At 73.6% G+C, this 19,060-nt stretch carries 22 protein-coding genes, 1 tRNA gene and 1 pseudogene; 8 read left to right on the top strand and 16 right to left on the bottom strand.

What is annotated here, in order from left to right:
• Positions 1-53: 53 nt before the first annotated feature.
• The 5 genes from VIG76_RS14120 to prfB form a co-directional block, all read right to left on the bottom strand.
• On the bottom strand, positions 54-554 hold the full coding sequence (locus VIG76_RS14120; RefSeq protein WP_331955259.1) for a GNAT family N-acetyltransferase: 501 nt from the start codon (positions 552-554) through the stop codon (positions 54-56).
• A 110-nt stretch (positions 555-664) separates the two neighbouring features.
• Positions 665-1,141 (bottom strand): SsrA-binding protein SmpB, encoded by a 477-nt coding sequence (gene smpB, locus VIG76_RS14115; RefSeq protein WP_331955256.1) that lies wholly within the window; start codon positions 1,139-1,141, stop codon positions 665-667.
• 87 nt (positions 1,142-1,228) lie between these two features.
• Entirely contained in the window at positions 1,229-2,143 is a 915-nt protein-coding gene (gene ftsX, locus VIG76_RS14110; RefSeq protein WP_331955254.1) for a permease-like cell division protein FtsX, read from the bottom strand.
• A complete protein-coding gene (gene ftsE, locus VIG76_RS14105; RefSeq protein WP_331955252.1) occupies positions 2,140-3,549 on the bottom strand; it encodes a cell division ATP-binding protein FtsE in 1,410 nt (469 codons plus the stop codon). The genes ftsX and ftsE overlap by 4 nt, the downstream gene beginning before the upstream one ends.
• Positions 3,550-3,715: 166 nt before the next feature.
• On the bottom strand, positions 3,716-4,834 hold the full coding sequence (gene prfB, locus VIG76_RS14100; protein WP_331955250.1) for a peptide chain release factor 2: 1,119 nt from the start codon (positions 4,832-4,834) through the stop codon (positions 3,716-3,718).
• A gap of 73 nt (positions 4,835-4,907) precedes the next feature.
• On the opposite strand from prfB, the gene VIG76_RS14095 reads away from it, so the two are divergent.
• A complete protein-coding gene (locus tag VIG76_RS14095) occupies positions 4,908-6,176 on the top strand; it encodes an MFS transporter (RefSeq protein WP_331955248.1) in 1,269 nt (422 codons plus the stop codon).
• Here VIG76_RS14095 and VIG76_RS14090 read toward each other — a convergent pair.
• Positions 6,173-8,173, bottom strand: coding sequence for a hypothetical protein (locus VIG76_RS14090; protein WP_331955246.1), 2,001 nt, complete (start codon positions 8,171-8,173; stop codon positions 6,173-6,175). The genes VIG76_RS14095 and VIG76_RS14090 overlap by 4 nt on opposite strands.
• Positions 8,174-8,293: 120 nt before the next feature.
• Here VIG76_RS14090 and VIG76_RS14085 point away from each other — a divergent pair, with 120 nt between their 5' ends.
• Positions 8,294-8,791 (top strand): PaaI family thioesterase, encoded by a 498-nt coding sequence (locus VIG76_RS14085; RefSeq protein WP_331955244.1) that lies wholly within the window; start codon positions 8,294-8,296, stop codon positions 8,789-8,791.
• 24 nt (positions 8,792-8,815) lie between these two features.
• On the opposite strand, the gene VIG76_RS14080 is transcribed toward VIG76_RS14085, so the two are convergent.
• From VIG76_RS14080 to VIG76_RS14060, 5 genes are all read right to left on the bottom strand, one after another.
• The gene (locus VIG76_RS14080; RefSeq protein WP_331955242.1) at positions 8,816-9,997 is read right to left on the bottom strand and encodes a DUF998 domain-containing protein; all 1,182 of its coding nucleotides are present in this window, start codon (positions 9,995-9,997) and stop codon (positions 8,816-8,818) included.
• 86 nt (positions 9,998-10,083) lie between these two features.
• Positions 10,084-10,512: a pilus assembly protein TadG-related protein gene (locus VIG76_RS14075; protein WP_331955240.1), complete on the bottom strand. Its 429-nt coding sequence runs from the start codon at positions 10,510-10,512 to the stop codon at positions 10,084-10,086.
• Entirely contained in the window at positions 10,509-10,970 is a 462-nt protein-coding gene (locus VIG76_RS14070) for a hypothetical protein (RefSeq protein WP_331955238.1), read from the bottom strand. Before VIG76_RS14070 ends, VIG76_RS14075 begins: the two co-directional genes overlap by 4 nt.
• Entirely contained in the window at positions 10,945-11,325 is a 381-nt protein-coding gene (locus tag VIG76_RS14065; protein ID WP_331955236.1) for a TadE/TadG family type IV pilus assembly protein, read from the bottom strand. The genes VIG76_RS14070 and VIG76_RS14065 overlap by 26 nt, the downstream gene beginning before the upstream one ends.
• Positions 11,322-11,516, bottom strand: a complete 195-nt coding sequence (locus VIG76_RS14060) for a hypothetical protein (protein WP_331955234.1) — start codon at positions 11,514-11,516, stop codon at positions 11,322-11,324. The genes VIG76_RS14065 and VIG76_RS14060 overlap by 4 nt, the downstream gene beginning before the upstream one ends.
• Positions 11,517-11,802: 286 nt before the next feature.
• Between VIG76_RS14060 and VIG76_RS14055 the strand changes: the two genes are divergently transcribed.
• Together VIG76_RS14055 and VIG76_RS14050 are read left to right on the top strand one after the other, a co-directional pair.
• Positions 11,803-12,213 (top strand): hypothetical protein, encoded by a 411-nt coding sequence (locus VIG76_RS14055; RefSeq protein WP_331955232.1) that lies wholly within the window; start codon positions 11,803-11,805, stop codon positions 12,211-12,213.
• Between the two features lie 157 nt (positions 12,214-12,370).
• Positions 12,371-12,580 (top strand): hypothetical protein, encoded by a 210-nt coding sequence (locus VIG76_RS14050; protein WP_331955230.1) that lies wholly within the window; start codon positions 12,371-12,373, stop codon positions 12,578-12,580.
• A 9-nt stretch (positions 12,581-12,589) separates the two neighbouring features.
• Here VIG76_RS14050 and VIG76_RS14045 read toward each other — a convergent pair whose 3' ends face one another.
• Positions 12,590-13,633: a TIGR03617 family F420-dependent LLM class oxidoreductase gene (locus VIG76_RS14045; protein ID WP_331955228.1), complete on the bottom strand. Its 1,044-nt coding sequence runs from the start codon at positions 13,631-13,633 to the stop codon at positions 12,590-12,592.
• Positions 13,634-13,699: 66 nt separating this feature from the next.
• Here VIG76_RS14045 and VIG76_RS14040 point away from each other — a divergent pair, with 66 nt between their 5' ends.
• The 3 genes and pseudogenes from VIG76_RS14040 to VIG76_RS14035 all read left to right on the top strand — a co-directional run bounded on the left by VIG76_RS14040 (position 13,700) and on the right by VIG76_RS14035 (position 14,892).
• The gene (locus tag VIG76_RS14040) at positions 13,700-14,098 is read left to right on the top strand and encodes a ribonuclease E inhibitor RraB (RefSeq protein ID WP_331955226.1); all 399 of its coding nucleotides are present in this window, start codon (positions 13,700-13,702) and stop codon (positions 14,096-14,098) included.
• A gap of 309 nt (positions 14,099-14,407) precedes the next feature.
• Positions 14,408-14,704: pseudogene (locus VIG76_RS15225) on the top strand (alpha/beta hydrolase); the annotation flags it as partial.
• Positions 14,705-14,742: 38 nt separating this feature from the next.
• Entirely contained in the window at positions 14,743-14,892 is a 150-nt protein-coding gene (locus VIG76_RS14035; RefSeq protein ID WP_331955224.1) for an alpha/beta hydrolase, read from the top strand.
• Positions 14,893-14,995: 103 nt separating this feature from the next.
• Here VIG76_RS14035 and VIG76_RS14030 read toward each other — a convergent pair whose 3' ends face one another.
• The 4 genes from VIG76_RS14030 to VIG76_RS14015 all read right to left on the bottom strand — a co-directional run bounded on the left by VIG76_RS14030 (position 14,996) and on the right by VIG76_RS14015 (position 18,666).
• Entirely contained in the window at positions 14,996-15,949 is a 954-nt protein-coding gene (locus VIG76_RS14030) for a type II secretion system F family protein (RefSeq protein WP_331955222.1), read from the bottom strand.
• Positions 15,937-16,797: a type II secretion system F family protein gene (locus VIG76_RS14025; RefSeq protein WP_331955219.1), complete on the bottom strand. Its 861-nt coding sequence runs from the start codon at positions 16,795-16,797 to the stop codon at positions 15,937-15,939. The genes VIG76_RS14030 and VIG76_RS14025 overlap by 13 nt, the downstream gene beginning before the upstream one ends.
• Positions 16,794-18,014 (bottom strand): TadA family conjugal transfer-associated ATPase, encoded by a 1,221-nt coding sequence (locus VIG76_RS14020; RefSeq protein ID WP_331955217.1) that lies wholly within the window; start codon positions 18,012-18,014, stop codon positions 16,794-16,796. The genes VIG76_RS14025 and VIG76_RS14020 overlap by 4 nt, the downstream gene beginning before the upstream one ends.
• 106 nt (positions 18,015-18,120) lie before the next feature.
• Entirely contained in the window at positions 18,121-18,666 is a 546-nt protein-coding gene (locus VIG76_RS14015; protein WP_331955215.1) for a DUF1269 domain-containing protein, read from the bottom strand.
• A gap of 271 nt (positions 18,667-18,937) precedes the next feature.
• On the opposite strand from VIG76_RS14015, the gene VIG76_RS14010 reads away from it, so the two are divergent.
• Positions 18,938-19,017: transfer RNA gene (locus VIG76_RS14010), tRNA-Leu, on the top strand.
• Positions 19,018-19,060 lie beyond the last annotated feature (43 nt).

Raw genomic sequence — 19,060 nt, 5'->3', positions numbered from 1 at the left:
GCCGCTGTCGCACTGTGGAGTTGGAGGCACCCCCTCGTGGAGGTTCCGACAGTCTAGAACCGTTCTGCCGGCACGGCCATTCCCGGATCCGGCTGCAGCTCCAGCTCGTAGTAGGCGCTGTGCGGATCCTCGCGGTAGCCGGCGAACGGCCCGCGCTGCCGGAAGCCCGCTCGCTCGTAGAGGCGCCGTGCCGCCTGGAAGTACTGCTCGGTGCCCGTCTCCAGCAGCAGCCGGCGGTAGCCGCGCGCCTTCGCCTCGGCCACGATCGCGGCGATGAGTACGGTCGCGACGCCGCGGCCCCGCGCGGTGTGCGCAGTCCGCATCGACTTCAGCTCGCCCTCGTCCTCGCCGAGGGCCGTGAGCGCGCCGCATCCGATCGGCCGATCCGCCTCGCGGACGGTCCAGAACGCGGCACCCGAGCGGGCGAGCGCCGCCGGCTCCAGCGCGTGCACGCTCTCCGGCGGCGAGATCCGCCGCATGTCCGCGAGGTGCTCCGCCAGGAAGGCGATGACGTCGGGGCTGAGCGGATCGTCGCGGAGGGCGGTGAGAGGCACGCCGCGACGCTACCGGTCGGTTGCTCCGGCCACGCCGAAACACCCGCGAAGTGGTGTCGATGAACGGATTTAGCGCCCAGGGTTCCCAGGGTCGAGCAGTCGGAAGGGTGCTACTCGCCGAGGTTCCGGCGCGTGGACATCGCCCGCTCGGCCTCGCGGCGATCCTGGCGCTCGCGCAGCGCCTGACGCTTGTCGTACTCGCGCTTGCCCTTCGCCACCGCGAGCTCCACCTTCGCCCTGCCGTCGCTGAAGTAGAGCGACAGCGGCACGAGGGTGTAGCCGCCCTCCTTCACCCGGCTGGAGAGCTTCAGGATCTGCTGCTTGTGCAGCAGCAGCTTCCGGGTGCGGCGGGGCGGGTGGTTGGTCCAGGTGCCCTGGTTGTACTCGGGGATGTGCACGGCGTCGAGGTAGGCCTCGCCGCCGTCGATGAAGGCGTAGCCGTCGATCAGCGACGCGCGCCCCTGGCGCAGCGACTTGACCTCCGTGCCGGTCAGAACGAGGCCCGCCTCGACGGTGTCCTCGATCGTGTAGTCGTGGCGGGCGCGCCGATTGCTGGCCACGACCTTGCGCCCCTGCTCCCTGGGCATCCGGGCCACCTCCGTCGTCGTACCGCCCGAACGGGCAGCCCAGCAGTCTACAGCGGTGCACCCGCTGAACAGCCGGGCACGTCGTGGCTAGACGCGGAGGTAGCGGCTGATCGCGATGTTCGCCGAGACGGCCGCGAGGAGCACGCTGACGCCGATGAGGATCGGCACCACCCCCAGCGCATCCGGCACCGTCACGAAGGCGATCTCCTTCTGCGCCTGGGCGAGGAAGCCCTGCACGAAGAACTGCACGATCCCGACCGTCGCGGCGCCCGCGAGCACCGACCCGATCAGGGCCGCCAGCACGCCCTCGAGGATGAACGGGGTCTGGATGAACCGGTTCGAGGCGCCGACGAGCCGCATGATCCCGATCTCCCGGCGCCGCGAGAACGCCGACAGGCGGATGGTCGTGGAGATCAGCAGGGCCGCGGCGACCAGCATCAGCGCGGCGATGCTCGCCGCCGTGATCGACGCCGTGTTCAGCACCGCGAAGATCTGGTCGAGCAGCCGGCGCTGGTCGGTGACCGCGTCGACGCCGGGCAGGTCGCCCACGGCCTGCGCGATGATCGGCGACTGCGACGGGTCCTTGAGGTTGACCCAGTAGGCCTCGTTCAGGAGGTCCGGCGTCACGTAGTCGGCGACCGGGTTGCCCTTGAACTGCGCCTTGAAGTTGTCGTACGCCTGCTGGTGGTCCTCGAAGTACGTCTTGTTGATGAACTTCTTCAGCGTCGGGTCGTGCAGCGCGGCGCCGATCGCCTTGATCTGCGCGGGGGTCGCGCTGCCGCCGCCGCAGTGGGCGCTCGGCACCTCGCCGTTGCAGAGGTAGACGGCCACCTGGGCCTTGTCGTACCAGAAGTTCTTCATCTGCCCGATCTGCAGCTGCAGCAGGGCCGCGGCGCCGACGAACGTCAGCGAGACGAAGGTGACGAGCACGATGGAGACGACCATCGAGAGGTTGCGGCGCAGGCCGTTGCCGGCCTCCGCGAGCACGAGTCCGAGTCTCATGAGGAGGGCCCTACTTCCTCGTCACCGGCCGGGCGCTGGTCGCGCAGCCCGAGCCCGGTGATGAAGTCGAGATGGTCCGGCAGCGGCGGCACGCGGTGCCGACCGGCCCGGCGGGCGAGGCCCTCCGGGTCGCCGGTGTCATCGAGGTCGATGGGTCCGGTCCGCGGGCGCACGGCGATCCGCGGATCGGTCCGCTCCGCCGGCGTCGGCTCCTGCACCGTCCGCGGCCCGGGCCGAAGGTCGAAGCGCGGCCGGTCGTCGGCGTCGAGGCCCGGGTCCGCCGCCGGCAGGTCCTCGTCGGCGGGGCGGCGCGGCGGCAGGGGCGCGGCGAAGAAGAGGCTCGTCGCCTCGGGCGTCGCGCGGGGCGTCGGCTCAGGGCGCCGCCAGGGCGTGCTGTCACCCGTCGCGGTGAGCACCGGGCCGGTGTCGGACCGCGCCCACACGGGCGGACGCGCCGGCTCCTCGTGCGGCACGGCGTGCGAGCTCGGCCCTGTGGGCGGCTCGACGGTGGGCTGCGGGCCGGTGGCCGGGCGGGGCGCCGCCGGCGCGACCGCGAGGGGCGGCTGCTGCCACGCGGTCTGCGGCGGTGCTCCGGGGGCGACCGTCGGCCCGGTCGTGACCGGCGGCTCCTTGCGGTCGCGTCCGCGGCGGGCCCAGACCGGCAGCGAACCGGTGTCGCCGGGCGCCACGTCCTGCGCCGCGGGGCGCTGGATCGGGATGGAGGAGGTGACGTAGGTCGCCTCCTCCTCGTCGCGGATGATGCGGCCGCCGACGAGCTCGATGACGCGCTTCTGCATCCGGTCGACGATGGTCACGTCGTGGGTGGCCATCACGACGGTCGTGCCGGCGTCGTTGATCCGGTCGAGCACCGACATGATCTCGTCGCTCGTGGTCGGGTCGAGGTTGCCGGTGGGCTCGTCCGCGAGCAGGATCGCCGGCTTGTTCACGACGGCGCGGGCGATGGCGACCCGCTGCTGCTCACCGCCCGACAGCTCCGTCGGCAGGTTCTGCGCCTTCTCGCTGAGACCCACCATGCCGAGCACGTCGGGCACCGCGGACTCGATGAACCCGCGGGACTTGCCGATCACCTGCAGGGTGAAGGCGACGTTGTCGAAGACGGTCTTGTTCGGCAGCAGCCGGAAGTCCTGGAACACGACCCCGAGGCTGCGACGGAAGTACGGCACCTTGCGGCTCGAGATGGACGTGAGCCGCTGGCCGAGCACGTGGATCTCGCCGGACGTCGGGCGCTCCTCGCGGAGCATGAGGCGCAGCAGGCTGGACTTGCCGCTGCCGGAGGCACCGACGAGGAAGACGAACTCGCCGCTGCCGATCTCGAGGGACACGTCGTCGAGGGCGGCTCGCGGAGCACCGCGGTAGCGCTTGGTGACGGAATCGAAGCGGATCATGACGGCTGGCAGCCTAGGCACATCCGGCGGGGGCTCCGCGCAGGCTGGCCGGATCGGGGACGTGTGAGAGGTGGCGGGAAGCCTACTCCTCGGCGTGTCGGAGCGGCGAGACCGACGGACCGGCCGAGCACGCGAGACGGGGTGGTGACGGCGGGAAAGCCCCTGATCAGTCCACCGCTCGCTTCCGCCAGCGGATGCCGGCGGAGAGGAAGCCGTCCAGGTCGCCGTCGAACACGGCGGACGGGTTGTTCACCTCGTACTCGCTCCGGAGATCCTTGACCATCTGATAGGGAGCGAGCACGTAGGAGCGGATCTGGTCGCCCCAGCTCGCGGTGATGGTGCCGGCCAGCTCCTTCTTCTTCGCGGCCTCCTCCTCGCGCTTCTGGATGAGCAGCCGGGACTGCAGCACCCGCAGGGCGGCGGCGCGGTTCTGGATCTGGCTCTTCTCGTTCTGCATCGAGACGACGATCCCCGTCGGGAGGTGGGTGATGCGCACAGCGGAGTCGGTGGTGTTGACGCTCTGGCCGCCGGGGCCGCTCGAACGGAAGACGTCGACGCGGATGTCGCTCTCCGGCACCTCGATGACGCTCGACTCCTCGAGCAGCGGGATGACCTCGACGGCGGCGAAGCTCGTCTGCCGCTTGCCGGCGGAGTTGAACGGGCTCATCCGGACGAGCCGGTGGGTGCCCGCCTCGACCGAGAGCGTGCCGAACGCGTAGGGGGCGTCGACCTCGATGGTGGCGGACTTGATGCCCGCCTCCTCCGCGTAGGAGGTGTCCATGACCGTGACGGAATACTTGTGCTGCTCGGCCCACCGCAGGTACATGCGCAGCAGCATCTCCGCGAAGTCGGCCGCGTCCACGCCGCCGGCGCCGGCCCGGATCGTGACGACCGCTGGTCGCGGGTCGTACTCGCCGTTCAGCAGGGTCTGGACCTCGAGCTCGTCGATGGTCGCCTGCACGCCGGCGAGCTCGGACTCGGCCTCCGCGGCGGTCTCGGCCGCCTGGCCCTCGTCCTCCTCCGCGTTGACGAGCTCGACGAGCACCTCGAGGTCGTCGAGCCGCCGCTGCACCGCGGTGATCCTCGCGAGCTCCGACTGCGCGTGGCTGAGCGCGCTCGTCACCTTCTGCGCGGCCTCCGGGTCGTCCCACAGGTCGGGCACCCCGGCCTGCTCGCTGAGCGTCGCGATCCGAGCCTTCAGCGAGTCCAGGTCCACGACGGACAGCACGTCGTCGAGGGTGCTCTTGAGCGAGGCGAGCCGGGCGGCGTAATCGAGTTGCACCATGAGTGCCGCCAGTCTATTGGCGCCGGGCGCACCCCGCCGGGGCCGCATCCGCCGCGGCGTAGGCTCGAAGGCGATGACGACGACCGAATCCTTCCGGCTCGGATCCGTCGCACTGCCGGTCTACCTGCCGTCGCTGCTGTTCGCGACCGGCGAGGGCGCGATCATCCCGATCATCCCCGTCGCCGCCGTGCACCTCGGCGCCTCGCTGGCCCTCGCCGGCCTGATCGCGGCGTGCATCACCCTCGGCCAGCTGATCGGCGACCTGCCGAGCGGATGGATCGTCGCCCGCATCGGCGAGCGGAACGCGATGCTGTGGTCGGCCACCGCGGCGCTGCTCGGCCTCGTCGTCGCGCTGCTGTCGCCGAACCCGTTCGTGCTCGCCATCGGCGTGCTGCTCGTCGGCATCGCGACGGCGTCGTTCGCGCTCGCCCGTCAGGCCTTCATGACCTCCTTCGTGCCGCTCGCCTACCGGGCGCGGGCGCTGTCGCTGCTCGGCGGGATGTTCCGGGCCGGCTACTTCGTCGGCCCCTTCATCGCCGCGGCCGTGATCGGGCTGGCCGGCAGCACGCAGGCGGCGTTCTGGATCGACGCGATCGCCTGCTTCGCCGCGGGCGCGGTGCTGCTCGCGCTGCCGGACCCGACCGAGGTCCTCGCCGCCCGACGGATGTCGGCGATCCGGGCGGCCGCCGCGCGCCCCCAGGTCGACGCCGTCGGGGAACCGGCACCGCCCGATCGCGTCGGACTGTTCCGCACCCTCGTGGAGCATCGCGGCGTCCTCACCCGGATGGGGACCAACGCCGCCCTGATCGGTGGCCTGCGGGCGAGCCGGCAGGTGATCGTGCCGCTCATCGGGGTGAGCCTGCACCTGCCCGAGCCGACGATCGCGCTCGTGATCGGCGTCGCCGGCGCCATCGACTTCGCCCTGTTCTTCTCGAGCGGCCAGATCATGGACCGCTTCGGCCGCCTGTGGAGCGCCCTGCCCTCGATGATCGGGCTCGCGATCGGCCACCTCGCGCTGTTCGCGACGGCCGGGCTCCACTCGGCGGTCGCCTGGTTCGTCGCCATCACGATGTTCCTCGCCGTCGCGAACGGCATCGGCAGCGGCATCCTGATGACCTTCGGCGCCGACCTCGCGCCCCGGCACGATCCTGCGCCGTTCCTCGGCGCCTACCGATTCACGGGAGATGCCGGCAACGCGGCGGCGCCCCTCGTCGTGGCGGGCGTCACCGCCGTCGCCTCGGTGGCGGCGGCCGCCGGCGTGATGGGCCTGGTCGGGCTCGTGGGCGCCGGGCTCATCCTGAGGTGGGTGCCCCGCTACATCCCGAGGACGCGGGCGGCCTAGCGGACGACCACCCGTTCGAGCACGCCGAAGCGGTTCGGGCCGTGGCAGCCGACGTAGACGCGACCGGTAGCGGCATCGATGGCCTCGCCCTCCCCCTCGCCGGGCATCGCCAGCTCGATCGTCCCGAGGCTGTGGCCCGTCGCCGGGTCGACCTTCGTGATCCGGTTCCCGCCACCCGCGAGACTCGTGTAGATCCACCACTGGTGGCCGACGACCTCGATCCCCTGTGGCACGCCACCCGGATCGGGGATCGGCACGGATGCACCGAAGGTCCCGTCGGCGGCCATCGGCGTCACCGTGTACGGCGCACCGGGCAGGTTCGCGAAGACGACGAACCCCCGCGTCGGGTCGGTGGCGATCATGCCGTTCACGCCGAGGGCCGCCGCGTCGATCGTCCGCACGAGGCGCCATCCGATCGGGTCGACGACCCCGATGCTCGTCGGGGCCGCCGCGCTGCCGTTCGCGACGTAGAGCAGGCCGTCCTTCGCGCCCACGGCGATCTCGGCGGCGTGCCCGAGCGACAGGGGTGCTGAGGAGGCGATGTGCTTCCCCGAGAGGTCGTACTCGTCGATCCGCGCCTTGCCGCCGCCGACGTCGACGCCCGCGAAGACGCGGGTCGCGCCGCCGATCCGCCCGATCGCGAGGCCCTGCTCGTTGCCGCTTCGAAGCTGCGCGAGGACGCGGATGCGGTAGGGCAGGTGGGCCGTGCTGACCGAGACGGTGGTCGCGGCGGTCACGGTGCCGCCGTCGGGGCCGCGCTCGCGCACGGTGACGGTGTAGGTGCCGGCGACGATCAGGCCCTTGACGCGACCGTCCCAGACCCCGTGTCGCATCGCCGAGGAGGTCAGGGACCAGGTGCGTACGACCCTGCCGCCGCGGCTGATCCGGATGTCCCCGTGCACCGGCACGACGACGCCGGAGCTCGTCGTCGCACTCGCCGAGACGGTCACCGTGTCGAGCTGGTCGTCGATCACGGGCTGCACGGTCGGCCACGAGCGCGCGGCGGTGACCTTGCGGATCAGCGTCGGCTCCAGGTGGATCGACCGGGTGGCCGTGCGCGACGCGCCCGACGGACCGGTGACGCGGACCGACACCACCCCGGTGCCGTCCGGGAACCCGCTGACGGACACGCGCCCGGCGCCCCGAGCGACGCGGCTGATCGTCGCGGTCCGGGAGGCGCGGCCGGCGGAGGCGGTGAGCGTGCCGGCGATCGGCAGGGCCGCGCCGGTCTCGTCGGCGGCCCGCACCGTCACGCCGACCCGCGAGGGCGCGCCGGGACTCTTGGGGAAGTACGCCGACCGATCCAGGGTGACCGAGAGGGTCCGGACGGCTCCGGAGCCCACCCGAAGGACGTGCGCCGCCGCGACGTTCCGGCCGGTCTGCGCGACATGCAGCGTCCAGGAGCCCGCGGCGAGGGATCCGAGCGGGACCCGCACCCTGGCCGACCACCCGCCATGGTCGGGGGTGGTCGAGACGGACCTCGCGACGGTGATCGTCCTTCCGAGGCGGACGGCCGTGATCGTGATCGGAGCGGCGATCGGCGCGGTCGCGGTCACCGTGAGGGCGTCCCGGAATCCGTCGCCGTTCGGCAGCGTGAGCACGGGATCGGCGGGCAGGGTGATCGCGAGCGGCAGCGGTGCGGGCGGCGGCGGGGTCGCGGAGGCGGTGGGCGCAGGCGAGGGCGTCTCGGTCGGAATCATGGAGGGCTCAGGCGTCGGCGACGCCGCCGGACCCGACGGCGGGCCGGTCGGGCTCGGGTCGCCCGTCGGCGGGTCGGTCGCGGGCGCCGGGTCCTGCGCGGACGGCAGCGGCGCCGGCTCGCCCACCGTGGGTGCCGGGTCCGGCGACGGGCTGTCGGCCGGAGCGACCGTGACCGGTGCCGGGAGCTCGTCGGCCCCGGCGGCGACCGGGGCGCCGAGCGTGAGGAGGGCGAAGGTGAGCGCGATCCCCAGGGTCCGAGCGCGCAGCCGTCCCCCTCGTTCCTCGCCCCCCGGCACGAGCCGACCCTAGGTCAGCCTCGGCCCGCACACCCGCTCCCACTTCGGGTGCCGCAGGAACCGAGGCCTGTCGGTTGCAACATTTCGCGAAGTGTGGCGCGGGTCGGCTAGCGTCGTCGTGTGGACACGGATCGCCGCCTGGTCGTCGAATGGACCGATCCCGCGGAGGCGCTGCCTCGCTTCGCGGACCTCCCCGGCATCGAGTACCTCCGCCGGATGAGCGATGGCCGCCTACCGGCGCCACCGATCGCGCGGGTGTTCGGCATGCGCTTCAGCGACGTCGAGGACGGCCGGATCACCGTCGGCTGCGACCCCCGGGAGGCGTTCTTCAACCCGCTCGGCGTGGTCCACGGCGGACTCGCCTGCACGATGCTCGACACGGCGGTCGGCTGCGCCGTGCACACGACGCTGCCCGCCGGCACCGGCTACACCTCCATCGACCTCTCGGTGAGCTACCTGCGCCCGCTGCTGCCGTCGGTCGGTCCCGTGACGGCGACCGGCACCGTGGTGAAGCGCGGGCGCCGGGTCGCGTTCGCCGAAGGGGTGCTCACCGACGAGGCGGGCACCGTCTACGCGACGGCGACCTCGAGCCTGCTCGTCATGGGACCGCAGGGCTGAACCGACCGGATCACCCCGCCGTGCTCACGCGACCCCGGTCGCCGGCACGGACGAGCCCTCGACGACATCCTGCACCGGAGCCGACGTGATGGCACCGGTGTTCCGCAGGAAGAGGATGATCCAGCTGAAGATCAGGATGGCCGACACCAGCTCGACCGCGGTGAGGTTGTAGTAGCCGGTCACGTAGAGCACGGCGAGGAACGCGATCACGCCGAGGAAGACGTCGCCGAGGAGCCGGAACACGCGCGGCATCGCCGGGATGGTCCGCGGCAGCCGCACCACCAGCACGGCGAAGACGACGAGCATGCCGACCGCGACGAGCGTGTGGACCCAGAAGAACACGTCCGCCTTGAAGATGCCCACGCACGCCAGGAAGACGCCGATCAGGACGAGCGACGTGCGCACCGACGCCCTGCCCCGGCGCTCGGCCCGGGTCCCGTCGGGCAGCGCGACGGTCGCCGCATGCGCGATCGCCGAGACGATCACGCCCGCGATGATCAGGGTGAGGTTGAACGCGAGCGCGGAGACGTCTCCGGTGATCCCGAGCGAGCTGAGGTTCTTCTGCCACCAGTGCGGATCGGATGCGGTGAGCATGCTCGCGAACATCCCGACGACCAGGAAGACGGCGAGCACCAGCGACAGCGACGTCGCGCTGAGGTGCGCCGCGGACAGGAAGGCGGCGTAGGCGGTCACCGCCATCGCCACGCCGGCGAGCAGGGCCGCCGAGAACGGGAAGACCACGGCGTCGATGAAGGACAGCTCGACGACGGCCGCGATCGCCGTCCAGGCGAGCAGGGCGATGATCGCGTGCGCGACCGCGAGGGCGATCGCGTCCAACGGATGGAGCCGCAGCCGCCCTGGCCGGACCGTGCCGTGGAGCCGGGCCTCGCGCCTGCGGAGCAGCAGGGCGACGGCCACCAGGACCACGGCGGCGACGATCGCGCCGCCGATCGCGACGATCTCACCGACGGAGCCCGGCCCGGAGATGGGGAGGTCGCGGCCGTCCGCGATCAGGAACGTCGTGACGCCCCCGACGACGAAGACGATTGCGCCGGCCACGAGGCCGACCGACTCCACCGACGCGGCATCGGCGAGCGGCCGACGCAGCACCTGCAGCAGGGAGGGCGTCTCGCTCCCGGCCGGGCCGTCCTCGGCGGCCTCAGCAGGTGCGTCCGGCTTCAGCACGGCGCGTCCGTTCGCGCTCACGCTCGCTCCACAGCGTCCATGGAGCGACGCAACCAGCATCCCGGGCGGCGCGGATCACCTGAAGCGGCTGAACGTCGCCGGATCCCTCAGCGGAAGCGCGCAGCGGCGGTCGATTCCACCGTGACGGGGACCGAGACCGGCAGCAGCGCGCTCGCGATCGGCGGATGCCACGTGGCGGTCAGCCGGACGAGCGCGGACCGCCCGTCGGGGGTGCGCGCCTCGTCGAGCCGCAGGTCGCTGAGCCCGGCGGTGTCCGCCGCACCGAGATAGGCGGCGGCCGTCGCCCGCACGTCCGCGTCGCCGAGGGAGGGCACCACCGTGCTCCCGCTGACCCGAGCATCGGCGACCCGGAACGACTCCGCCGCGGCGAGCGCCGCGCCGTCCGCGATCGTGAGCAGCCGCAGCCGCTCGAGGTGCAGGGCGGTCGCGCCCGCGGCCACGACGACGAAGCCGGCGGCGATCATCAGGAACACGAGGATGAGCGGCACCGTCGAGCCCTCGTCCCCGCGTCTCACCGCGCCACCTCGAACATCGACACGCGCTGGACCGCCGTCGCCTCGACGGGGATGGCGCCCGGCGTGCCGAGCCGAAGCGCCGGCGGCAGCAGCGGGAGTGCGACGGCGACCCGCACCGTCACGGTCGCCGAGCCGCGCGGCACGAGGCAGTCGGCGGGGTCCGGCGCGCAGCGCACGTCGACCGCGGCTGCGGACTCGGGGATCCGCCAGTCCACGAGCCCGACCTCGACGGCCGCGGCTGCCGCACGGCGCCCGTCCGCATCCGTGGGCGCCAGCACGAGCTCGCGCGCCGCCTGCCTCGCCGCACCCTCCGCCGCGAAGGCCGCGCCCTGCAGCGTCGCCAGCACGAGCACCAGGTAGACGACGGGGACGAGCAGCAGCACCCCGAGGGTGAGGAACTCGACCGCGGCGGAGCCGGACTCCGCGCCGCCGTCAGGGAGCGGGTTCGAGCGCCGCATGACCGGACACCTCGAGCGCGGCCGCGGGCCCCAGCAGGCCGAGCACCGGGAGCGGCGTGCGGACCGTGACGACCGCGACGGGGATACCGGCTTCGGCGGACGTGCCGCCCACCACGTCGCGGGCGTAGCCCGGTCCGAGCGCCGTCGTCAGCACCTGGCGGGTGCGGGCGACGCCCGCGGCCGGCGCGCCATCGATCGCCGCCCACCTGGCGCCTTCCGCCGCGGCGTCGAGGGCGGTGTTGCGGACGAAGAGCACGGCCGCGACCTGCAGCACTCCGATCACGAGCGCGACGAGCAGCACCCCGACCAGCACGAACTCCACCGGGGCGGAGCCGCGCTCGCCGAACGGGGTCATATGCCGGAGACGCTCGAGATCGCCTGCTGGAACAGGTTCGTGAGCGCCGGGCCGGCGACGCCCCACAGCAGCACCACCAGTCCTGCGGTCATCAACGTCACGAGCACCCAGCCGGGCACGTCGCCCCGCTCGTCGTCGATCCGCGTCCGCACGTCAGTGAGCAGTGTCTTCACGTCGGCCTCCCTCGCCACCCGCGCAGTGTGACGCGCGCCGGGGCCGGCCCGCAGGAGTTGTCCACAGGGCGCCGGGCGACCTCGGTCGTTCTGCAGGACGGCGAGCGGTGCGCAGGACCGATATCGATGTGTCGTCCTGCGGACCGCGCGGGATCCTGCAGAACGCACACGAAGGGTGGGATGCGGGCCCGCGCTGCGACAGCGGCGGGCGCTGCCGCGCGCTGCCTCGGGCTCCGCTCCCCCATCGATACGGTGAGGAGCACCCGCGCCGGCCTTCCGGAGGGTCGACAGGGAAGGAACCGGCATGCCCCACACCGTCGTCGCGGTCCTCACGGCGGTCGCCCTCGTGCTGCTGCTGCTCGGCGCCGCCTTCCAGGTGGCGCTGGCGGCCGGCGCCCCGCTCGCCGGCGCGGCGTACGGCGGTCGGTCGGCGCAACCGGACGGCCGCCTCCCCCAGCGGCTCCGCGTCGCCAGCGCCATCACCGCGATCGTGCTGCTCGGCATCGGCGGCCTGCTCCTGCTCCACGGCGGGATGCTCGGGGCCGCCCAGCCGGGCAGCCCCGTCGTCCGTGTCGGCGTCTGGATCGTCGCCGGACTGTTCGCGCTGAACACGGCGGGCAACCTCGCCGGGCGGCATCCGCTCGAGCGCTGGGGCATGGGCGGCATCACCGCCGCGCTCGCCGTGCTCTGCGTGCTGCTCGCCATCGGCGGCTAGCCCGGGCGGCGCCGCCGGCCATGATCGGAGTGCAGGACGGCGTGCGGTGTGCAGGACCGATATCGGCGCGTCGTCCTGCAGACCGCGCGGGATCCTGCAGAACGCACGCAGCGGGCGCGGGTGGGGCGCTCATACGGTCCGGGAGTAGCGTCACCGGGTGCCCAGCCGACCCTCCCGCCTCGGCGTCGCCCTGACGCTGCTCGGCGTGCTGATCCTCTTCGTCGGCGTGATCGCGCAGCTCGCCGTGACCGACGGGCTCGCCGAGGTGCTCTGGGTCGTCGTCAGCGTGATCGGGGCCGTCGTGATCATCGCCGGCATCGTGGTGCTCGTGCGGGCGAGCCGCCGGAACGCGCCGCCCGAGGAGTGACGGGCCGGGTCAGCCGGTGCGGAGCCCTCGGACGAGCGCGGCGGTGGTCTGCGGCGCGATCGGGTAGCTCGCGCTGAACGAGAGGCGCGACACGACGCCGGCGTACCGGGATCGGAGCTCCCGCGCCACCGACTCGGCGGATCCGATCGCCGCGAAGGTCTCGAGCACCTCGTCGGACACGAGGTCGCCCATCGCGGCCCAGTCGCCGCGACGGGAGGCCTCGTGCAGCCGCTCGTGCAGGTCGTTCCAGCCGTGCGCCGCGAGCACCGGCAAGTAGGCGGGCGTGCTGCCGTAGAAGCCGATCTGCGCTCTCGTCGCGCGGATGGCCACCTGCAGCGCCGCGTCGTCGTCGCCGACGGCGATCAGGGCGGGCAGCGAGATCCCGACCTCAGCGACGTCCCGGCCGGCGCGTTCCGCGCCGCGGGCGAGCGCGGGCACGCTCACCTCGGTGACGTAGCGCGGGGTGGTGAAGCTGTGCGCGTGCAGGCCGTCACCGACCTCGCCGGCGACCTCCGTCATCCGCTCCCCCACCGCGGCGATCCAGACCGGCGGCGGCCCCTCGGGGACCGCGGGCGGGCTGAAGAACGGGGTCATGAGGGTGTGCGTGTAGAACTCGCCGCGGAAGCGCAGCGGCTCGCCGGTCTGCCACGTCGCCCAGATCGCGCGGACGGCGCGGACGAACTCGGCCATCCGGGCGGCGGGCTTCGACCACGGCATGGAGAACCGCTTCTCGATGTGCGGCTGCACCTGGGAGCCGAGCCCGAGCAGGAAGCGGCCGCCGGAGATCGCCTGCAGGTCGTAGGCGCTCTGGGCGACGGTCATCGGGTTGCGGGCGAACGCGACCGCCACGGTGCTGAGCAGGTCGATGGTCGTCGTCTCGCGGGCGGCGAGCGCGAGACTCAGGAACGGGTCGTGCCGGGTCTCGGACGCTCCGATCCCGTCGAAGCCCTCCGCCTCCGCCTCGGCGGCGCGGCGCGCGAGGGCGAGCGGGTCGGTGCCGGGATCGCCGCCCACGTCGAGGCGGAAGGGCGCGGCTCCATCGGCGTCTGGCACACCCCATTCTCTCGCCATGGGCGCGGCAGGGCACGATGGGGGTCGACGACGAGGAAGGAGACCGACGTGGCGGTCCCGATCGAGGAGACGCTGCCCGAGCCGGAGCGCGGTGCGGCGCCGGCGGACTGGGTGGCGGAGAACCTCGCCGAGCTCGAGGAGATGAACGGCGACACGGCGGAGTCGGTGGCAGGAGATGCCACGGGCGCGGTGCGGATCGAGTTCGCCTTCGCGGCGCAGGACCAGGACATCGCGGACGAGCTCGCCGAGTACCTGGAGACCGAGGGCGACTACGAGGTCGACGTGCGCTCGCCCGAGACCGAGGTCGACGAGTGGTCGGTGCACGGCACGACGCCGGAGGTCACCGTGACCGCCGCCGGCCTCGACGACTGGGTGCGCACGATGCTCATCGCCGGATGGGCGCACGGCCGCAGCCGCCTCGACGGCTGGAGCGCACTCTTCGACTGATGTCGCTCCGCGCATGGCCGGCCCTCGGAGCGCTGCCAGCTGCCGCTCCTGAACGCCTCAGGCCCGGTTCCTAGCGTGGCCGGCGTGACGAAGCTGCCGCTCGACGTGCCCGACGACCTGCGCGAGGGATGGCGGCGCGGCCAGCTGTCCGTGCTGCCGGCACCGCCGACGCGCGACGCCCTGGAGCCCGGCATCACCTGGCTCGACGGCAGCCCCGGCGTCGGGCCCGCGCTCCTCGTGCCACGGCGGCGCGCGGATCCGGCGGCGCTGGTCGTCCTGCTGCACGGCGCGGGCGGCGGCCCCGCGGGCATGCTCCCGTTCCTGCAGGTCGAGGCCGAACGCCGCGGCGTCCTCGTGCTCGCGCCGAAGTCCGGCGACGCGACCTGGGACGTGAGCCGCGGCGGATTCGGCCCCGACGTCGCCGAGATCGACCGCACGATCGCGTTCGTGCTCGACCGGTTCGAGGTCGACGCCGCCCGGATCGTGATCGGCGGCTTCTCCGACGGCGCGTCCTACGCGCTGTCGCTCGGCACGACGAACGGGCGGCTCTTCAGCCGCATCCTCGCCTTCTCCCCGGCTTCCTCGCCGCGCCGACCAGGGCCGGACGCCCCGCGGTCTTCGTCTCGCACGGGACCGAGGACCCGGTGCTGCCGATCGAGCGCTGCAGCCGTCGCCTCGTCCCCGCCCTCGAGGCGGAAGGGTACGAGGTCGACTACCGCGAGTTCGCCGGCCGGCACGAGGGCCCGGCCGAGATGGTGCGCGCCGCGCTGGAGCCGGTCGCGCCGGAGCTCTAGCCCCGCCGAGCGATCCGCAGGATCCGCGGCCGTCCGCCGCAGGGATCCGGTCGATCGGTCCCGCAGATCGTCCGAGATCCTGCAGATGGCGCGGGCGGCTGGCTCAGAGGCGGGTCTGCAGCACCACGATGCCCGGCCAGACCGCGAACGCGACGGTGACCGGCAGGATCAGGAACACCAGCGGCACGAGCATCGCGACCTCCTTCCTGCCCGCGGTCTCGAGCATCGCGCGTCGCGCCTCCTCCCGCGCGTCCGCCGCCTGCACGCGCAGCAGCTCGGCGAGCGGCGAACCGCGCTCCAGCGCCGCGGCGATGTGGGTGAGGCAGCGGGTCAGCGCGGGCAGCACGAGGTCGTCGCCGAGCCGGGCGAGGGCCGCCCCGAGCGGCACCCCGACGCGGGTCTCGGCCACGACCCGGCCGAGCTCGTCCGCGAGGACGCCGCTGCCCACGCGTGCGACGCGGGCCAGCGCGTCGTGCACGCCCTCGCCCGCCGCGAGGCTGAGCGCGACGAACTCGAGAACGGTGGGCAGCTCGCTCTCGAGGCGAGCGGCTCGCTTCCGCGCGGCCCGGGTGAGGGCGTGGTCGGACGCGGCCAGCCCGATCCCCGCCCCGACGATCGGCGCCGCGACGATCGCGAGCTGCGACGCGGATCCGGCGAGCCCCGCGAGCACGGCGGCCCCGCCGCCGGTGACCGCCCCGGCGACGGTCCAGCCCAGCTGGCGGAGGCGCTGCGCCTCGACGCTCCGCGCCAGGCCGGCGCGCCGGAGCCGGACGGCGGTGCGGTCTTCAGTGCCGAGCACGGCGCCGAACCCGCGTTGGAAGCCCTCGAGCAGCGGTACCGCGAGCACCCCGAGCACGGGCACCGGGTCGGCAGGGGCGCGCTCGTGCAGGCGCCGGGCCTCCGGCGAGACGTCGAGCAGGAACGGGGCGATCCGCGTCGCCAGCCGCGGCCGGGCGAAGGCTGGCAGGCGGCTCGCGATGCTCCAGAGGCCGAGCCCGATCCCGATGCCGCATGCCATCGCGAGCGCGAGGCCCGGTTCGAGGCTCACCGGAACCACCGCCGGTCCTCCGGCAGCCTGCCGATCGCGACCATCACCCGGTATGCGGCGAACGTGACGACCGCGGCGCCGGCGATGAGCACACCGCCCGCCGGCGTGCCGTAGGCCGCCGCGCCCTCGGGACGCGTGGCGAGCAGCACGAGCACGATCCACGGCGCCGCGAGGCCGAGCTTGCCCGCGCCGGTGACCCACGACTGCCGGGCCTCCATCTCGGATCGGAGCGCGAGGTCCGCGCGCAGGTGCACGGCGAGGTCGCGGAGCACGGACGGCAGCTCCGTGCCGCCCACCTGCCGGGCCATCCGGACGATCTCGATCAGCCGGTCGGCGGTCGGGTCGGCGAAGTGCGCCTTCGCCGCGTCGAGCGCGACGGACGCCGTGCCGGTCTCGCGCCAGCGGGCGGCGAACCGCGCGAAGCCGGAGCGGAGCGGGGCGGGCCCCTCGTCGGCGAGCGCGGCGACGGCGTCGGGCAGCGGCATCCCGGCGCGGATCGACGCGACGAGGGCGTCCACGACGACCGGCCAGAGGGCTCGTGCCGCCCGGACGCGGGCGCGGGCCCGCCAGCCGAGCACCGTCCACGGCGCGACCGCGGCGGCGAGGGTGGCCAAGGCCGCGACGACCGGCAGCCCGGTGGCCGCGAGGGCGAGCGCGCCGGCGGCGAGGCCGAGCAGGACGGAGACGGGCAGGAACATCCCCGGCGCGATCGCCCGGACGCCCGCGCGCTCGAGGCGGTCCGCGATCCGGTCGGATGCACGGCGCGGCCGCTCGATGCGGCGCGAGGCGGGCCAGAGCAGCGGGGCGAGCACGAGCAGGAGGCCGAGGCCGCCGAGGGCCCCCAGCGCGGGGATCACGCCGCTCGTCCGAGCAGCGCCTGCACGTCGAGGCCGGCCGCCTCGAACTTCGCCGACCGCGGGAGCACGCCGGTGCGGGGCCGAAGCGCCCCGTCCTCGAGCGTGAACACGCGGCTCGCCTCGATCACGCCGCCGTCCGTGACGACGCCGGTCGGGGCGAGGATCTCGGTGACCCGCCGTCGTCCGGAGGCGAGCAGCTCGCAGTGCACCACGAGCTCGACGCACGCCGCGACCGTCGGCACGACGAAGGCGGCGTCGATGTTGCGGCCCGCGAGCAGCGGCAGGGTGCAGAGCTTCGTCAGGGCGTCCCGGGCGGAGTTCGCGTGGATGCTGCACGCGCCGGGGATCCCGGAGTTCAACGCGATGAGCAGGTCGAGGGCCTCCGCCTCACGCACCTCGCCGACCACGAGCCGGTCGGGCCGCATCCGCAGCGCCTCCTTGATGAGCCGGCGCAGGGTCACCTCGCCGCCGCCCTCGAGGCTCGGCTGGCGGCACTGCATCGCCACGGCGTCGCGGCCCGGCGACCTCAGCTCGAAGGTCTCCTCCACCGTGATGACACGATCCGACGGCCGGCCCGCAGCGAGCAGGGCGTTCAGCAGGGTGGTCTTGCCCGCCTGCGTCGCCCCGGACACGAGCACGTTCATCCCGGCGAGCATCGCGGCGCGGAGGAACTCCGCGGCGTGCGCCGGCAGGGAGCCGCCCGCGACCAGGGCGTCGAGGTCGACCACGCGATCGGAGAACTTGCGGATGTTCACCGCCCAGTGCTGCCGAGTGATGTCCGGGATCACCACGTGGAGGCGCGAGCCGTCGGGCAGCGACGCGTCGACGAACGGGGAGGAGAGGTCGACGCGCCGCCCGCTGGTCACGAGCATCCGCTCGACGAGGTCGCGCACCTCCTGCTCGCCGAGCACGATCGGCGTCAGCTCGGCCACGCCCCCACGAGCGGCGAAGACCCTCGTGGGGCCGTTGATCCAGATCTCCTCGACCTCGGGGTCGTCGAGCAGCGGCTGCAGCGGCCCGAAACCCGTGAGCTCCGCGACGATCAGCCGCTCCGCCTGGCGCTCGTCGCCGAGCAGCGGCGCGCCCGACGCGACCGCGTGCTCCGCGTACCGCCGCAGCTCCTCGCGGACCGCGTCGGCAGGTCCGTCGTCGGCGAGCTCGCCTCGGCGCGCCCGGTCGCGGACGACGGCGCTGATCAGCTGGATGGGATCCGCCACGCCCGCCAGTGTGTCGGCCCCGGGCCGAGCGCGTCGCCGGTTCTCCACAGGCCGAAGGGCCTCGGAGGTCGCGTCAGCGCCCTCCGAGGCCCTTCGGCGGAGCGATTCAGGCGGCGCTGGAGGGGGACGACGCCGCAGCCGTCGCGGGCGCCGGCGTCTCGTCGGCCTCGTCGACCACCTCGTGGTCGTCGTCGTGGAGGTGCTCCAGCTGGAAGCGGTCGGCCTTGGCCAGCGCCTTCTCCAGGTCGCCGAGCCACCGCTCCTCGAACAGCGCCACGATGGCGGAGGACCCGACGGGCAGGGTGGCCTCCACGTCGGCCTTGATCTTCCGCCGTTCGACGCGGGTCAGCACGCCACCGGCGACCCCGCCGGCGGCGGCGCCGACGACCGCGCCGGCGATGATCGTGGGCGGGAAGATCAGGCCGACCAGCGCCCCACCGATGGCGCCCTTCTTGGCACCGTGACGGGCGTGGTGCGCATCGTCCTTGACGTGGATCTTGCCGTTCTCGTCGCGGCTCACCAGCGCCATCGCCTCGACGTCGATCACCTTGTCAGCGACCATCTGCTTGATCCCGTCCCAGTCCTGCTGGGCGCCGTCCGGGTCCATGTAGGCGGCGATGTACAGCTCAAGTGGCACATCCGACTTGCTCACAGTTCGACTCCCTCGAAGCTCGCTCGCGGGCGCCGGGGTTGTGGAACCCCTCGGACGGCCCGTGACCTTCACGGGTCGGTGTGACGGTCCCGACGACTGCTGCGGGCCCAGCATCCGCGCCGGATGATCCCGGACCATCACCTGGTACGGGTGAATGCGGTCCAGCGGGACCGGCGACGCGGATCGGGGACGCCGGGTCCTCGCGACCCCACGCCCGCCACGCGGCGCCCTCGTCCCGTCGTGCCTCCCCACTACACTGAGCCCGCCCGATGCGGGAGTGGTGGAATTGGCAGACACGCAGGATTTAGGTTCCTGTGCTTCGGCGTGAGGGTTCGAGTCCCTCCTTCCGCACCCGCCGCATCGTCGCGGCGCGCGCCGCTCGAGCCGAGGGAGG

Origin of the sequence: Amnibacterium sp. (assembly GCF_036559085.1) — a bacterium.
Classification (GTDB): Bacteria; Actinomycetota; Actinomycetes; order Actinomycetales; family Microbacteriaceae; genus Amnibacterium.
This window is presented reverse-complemented; position numbering and strand designations above follow the sequence as displayed.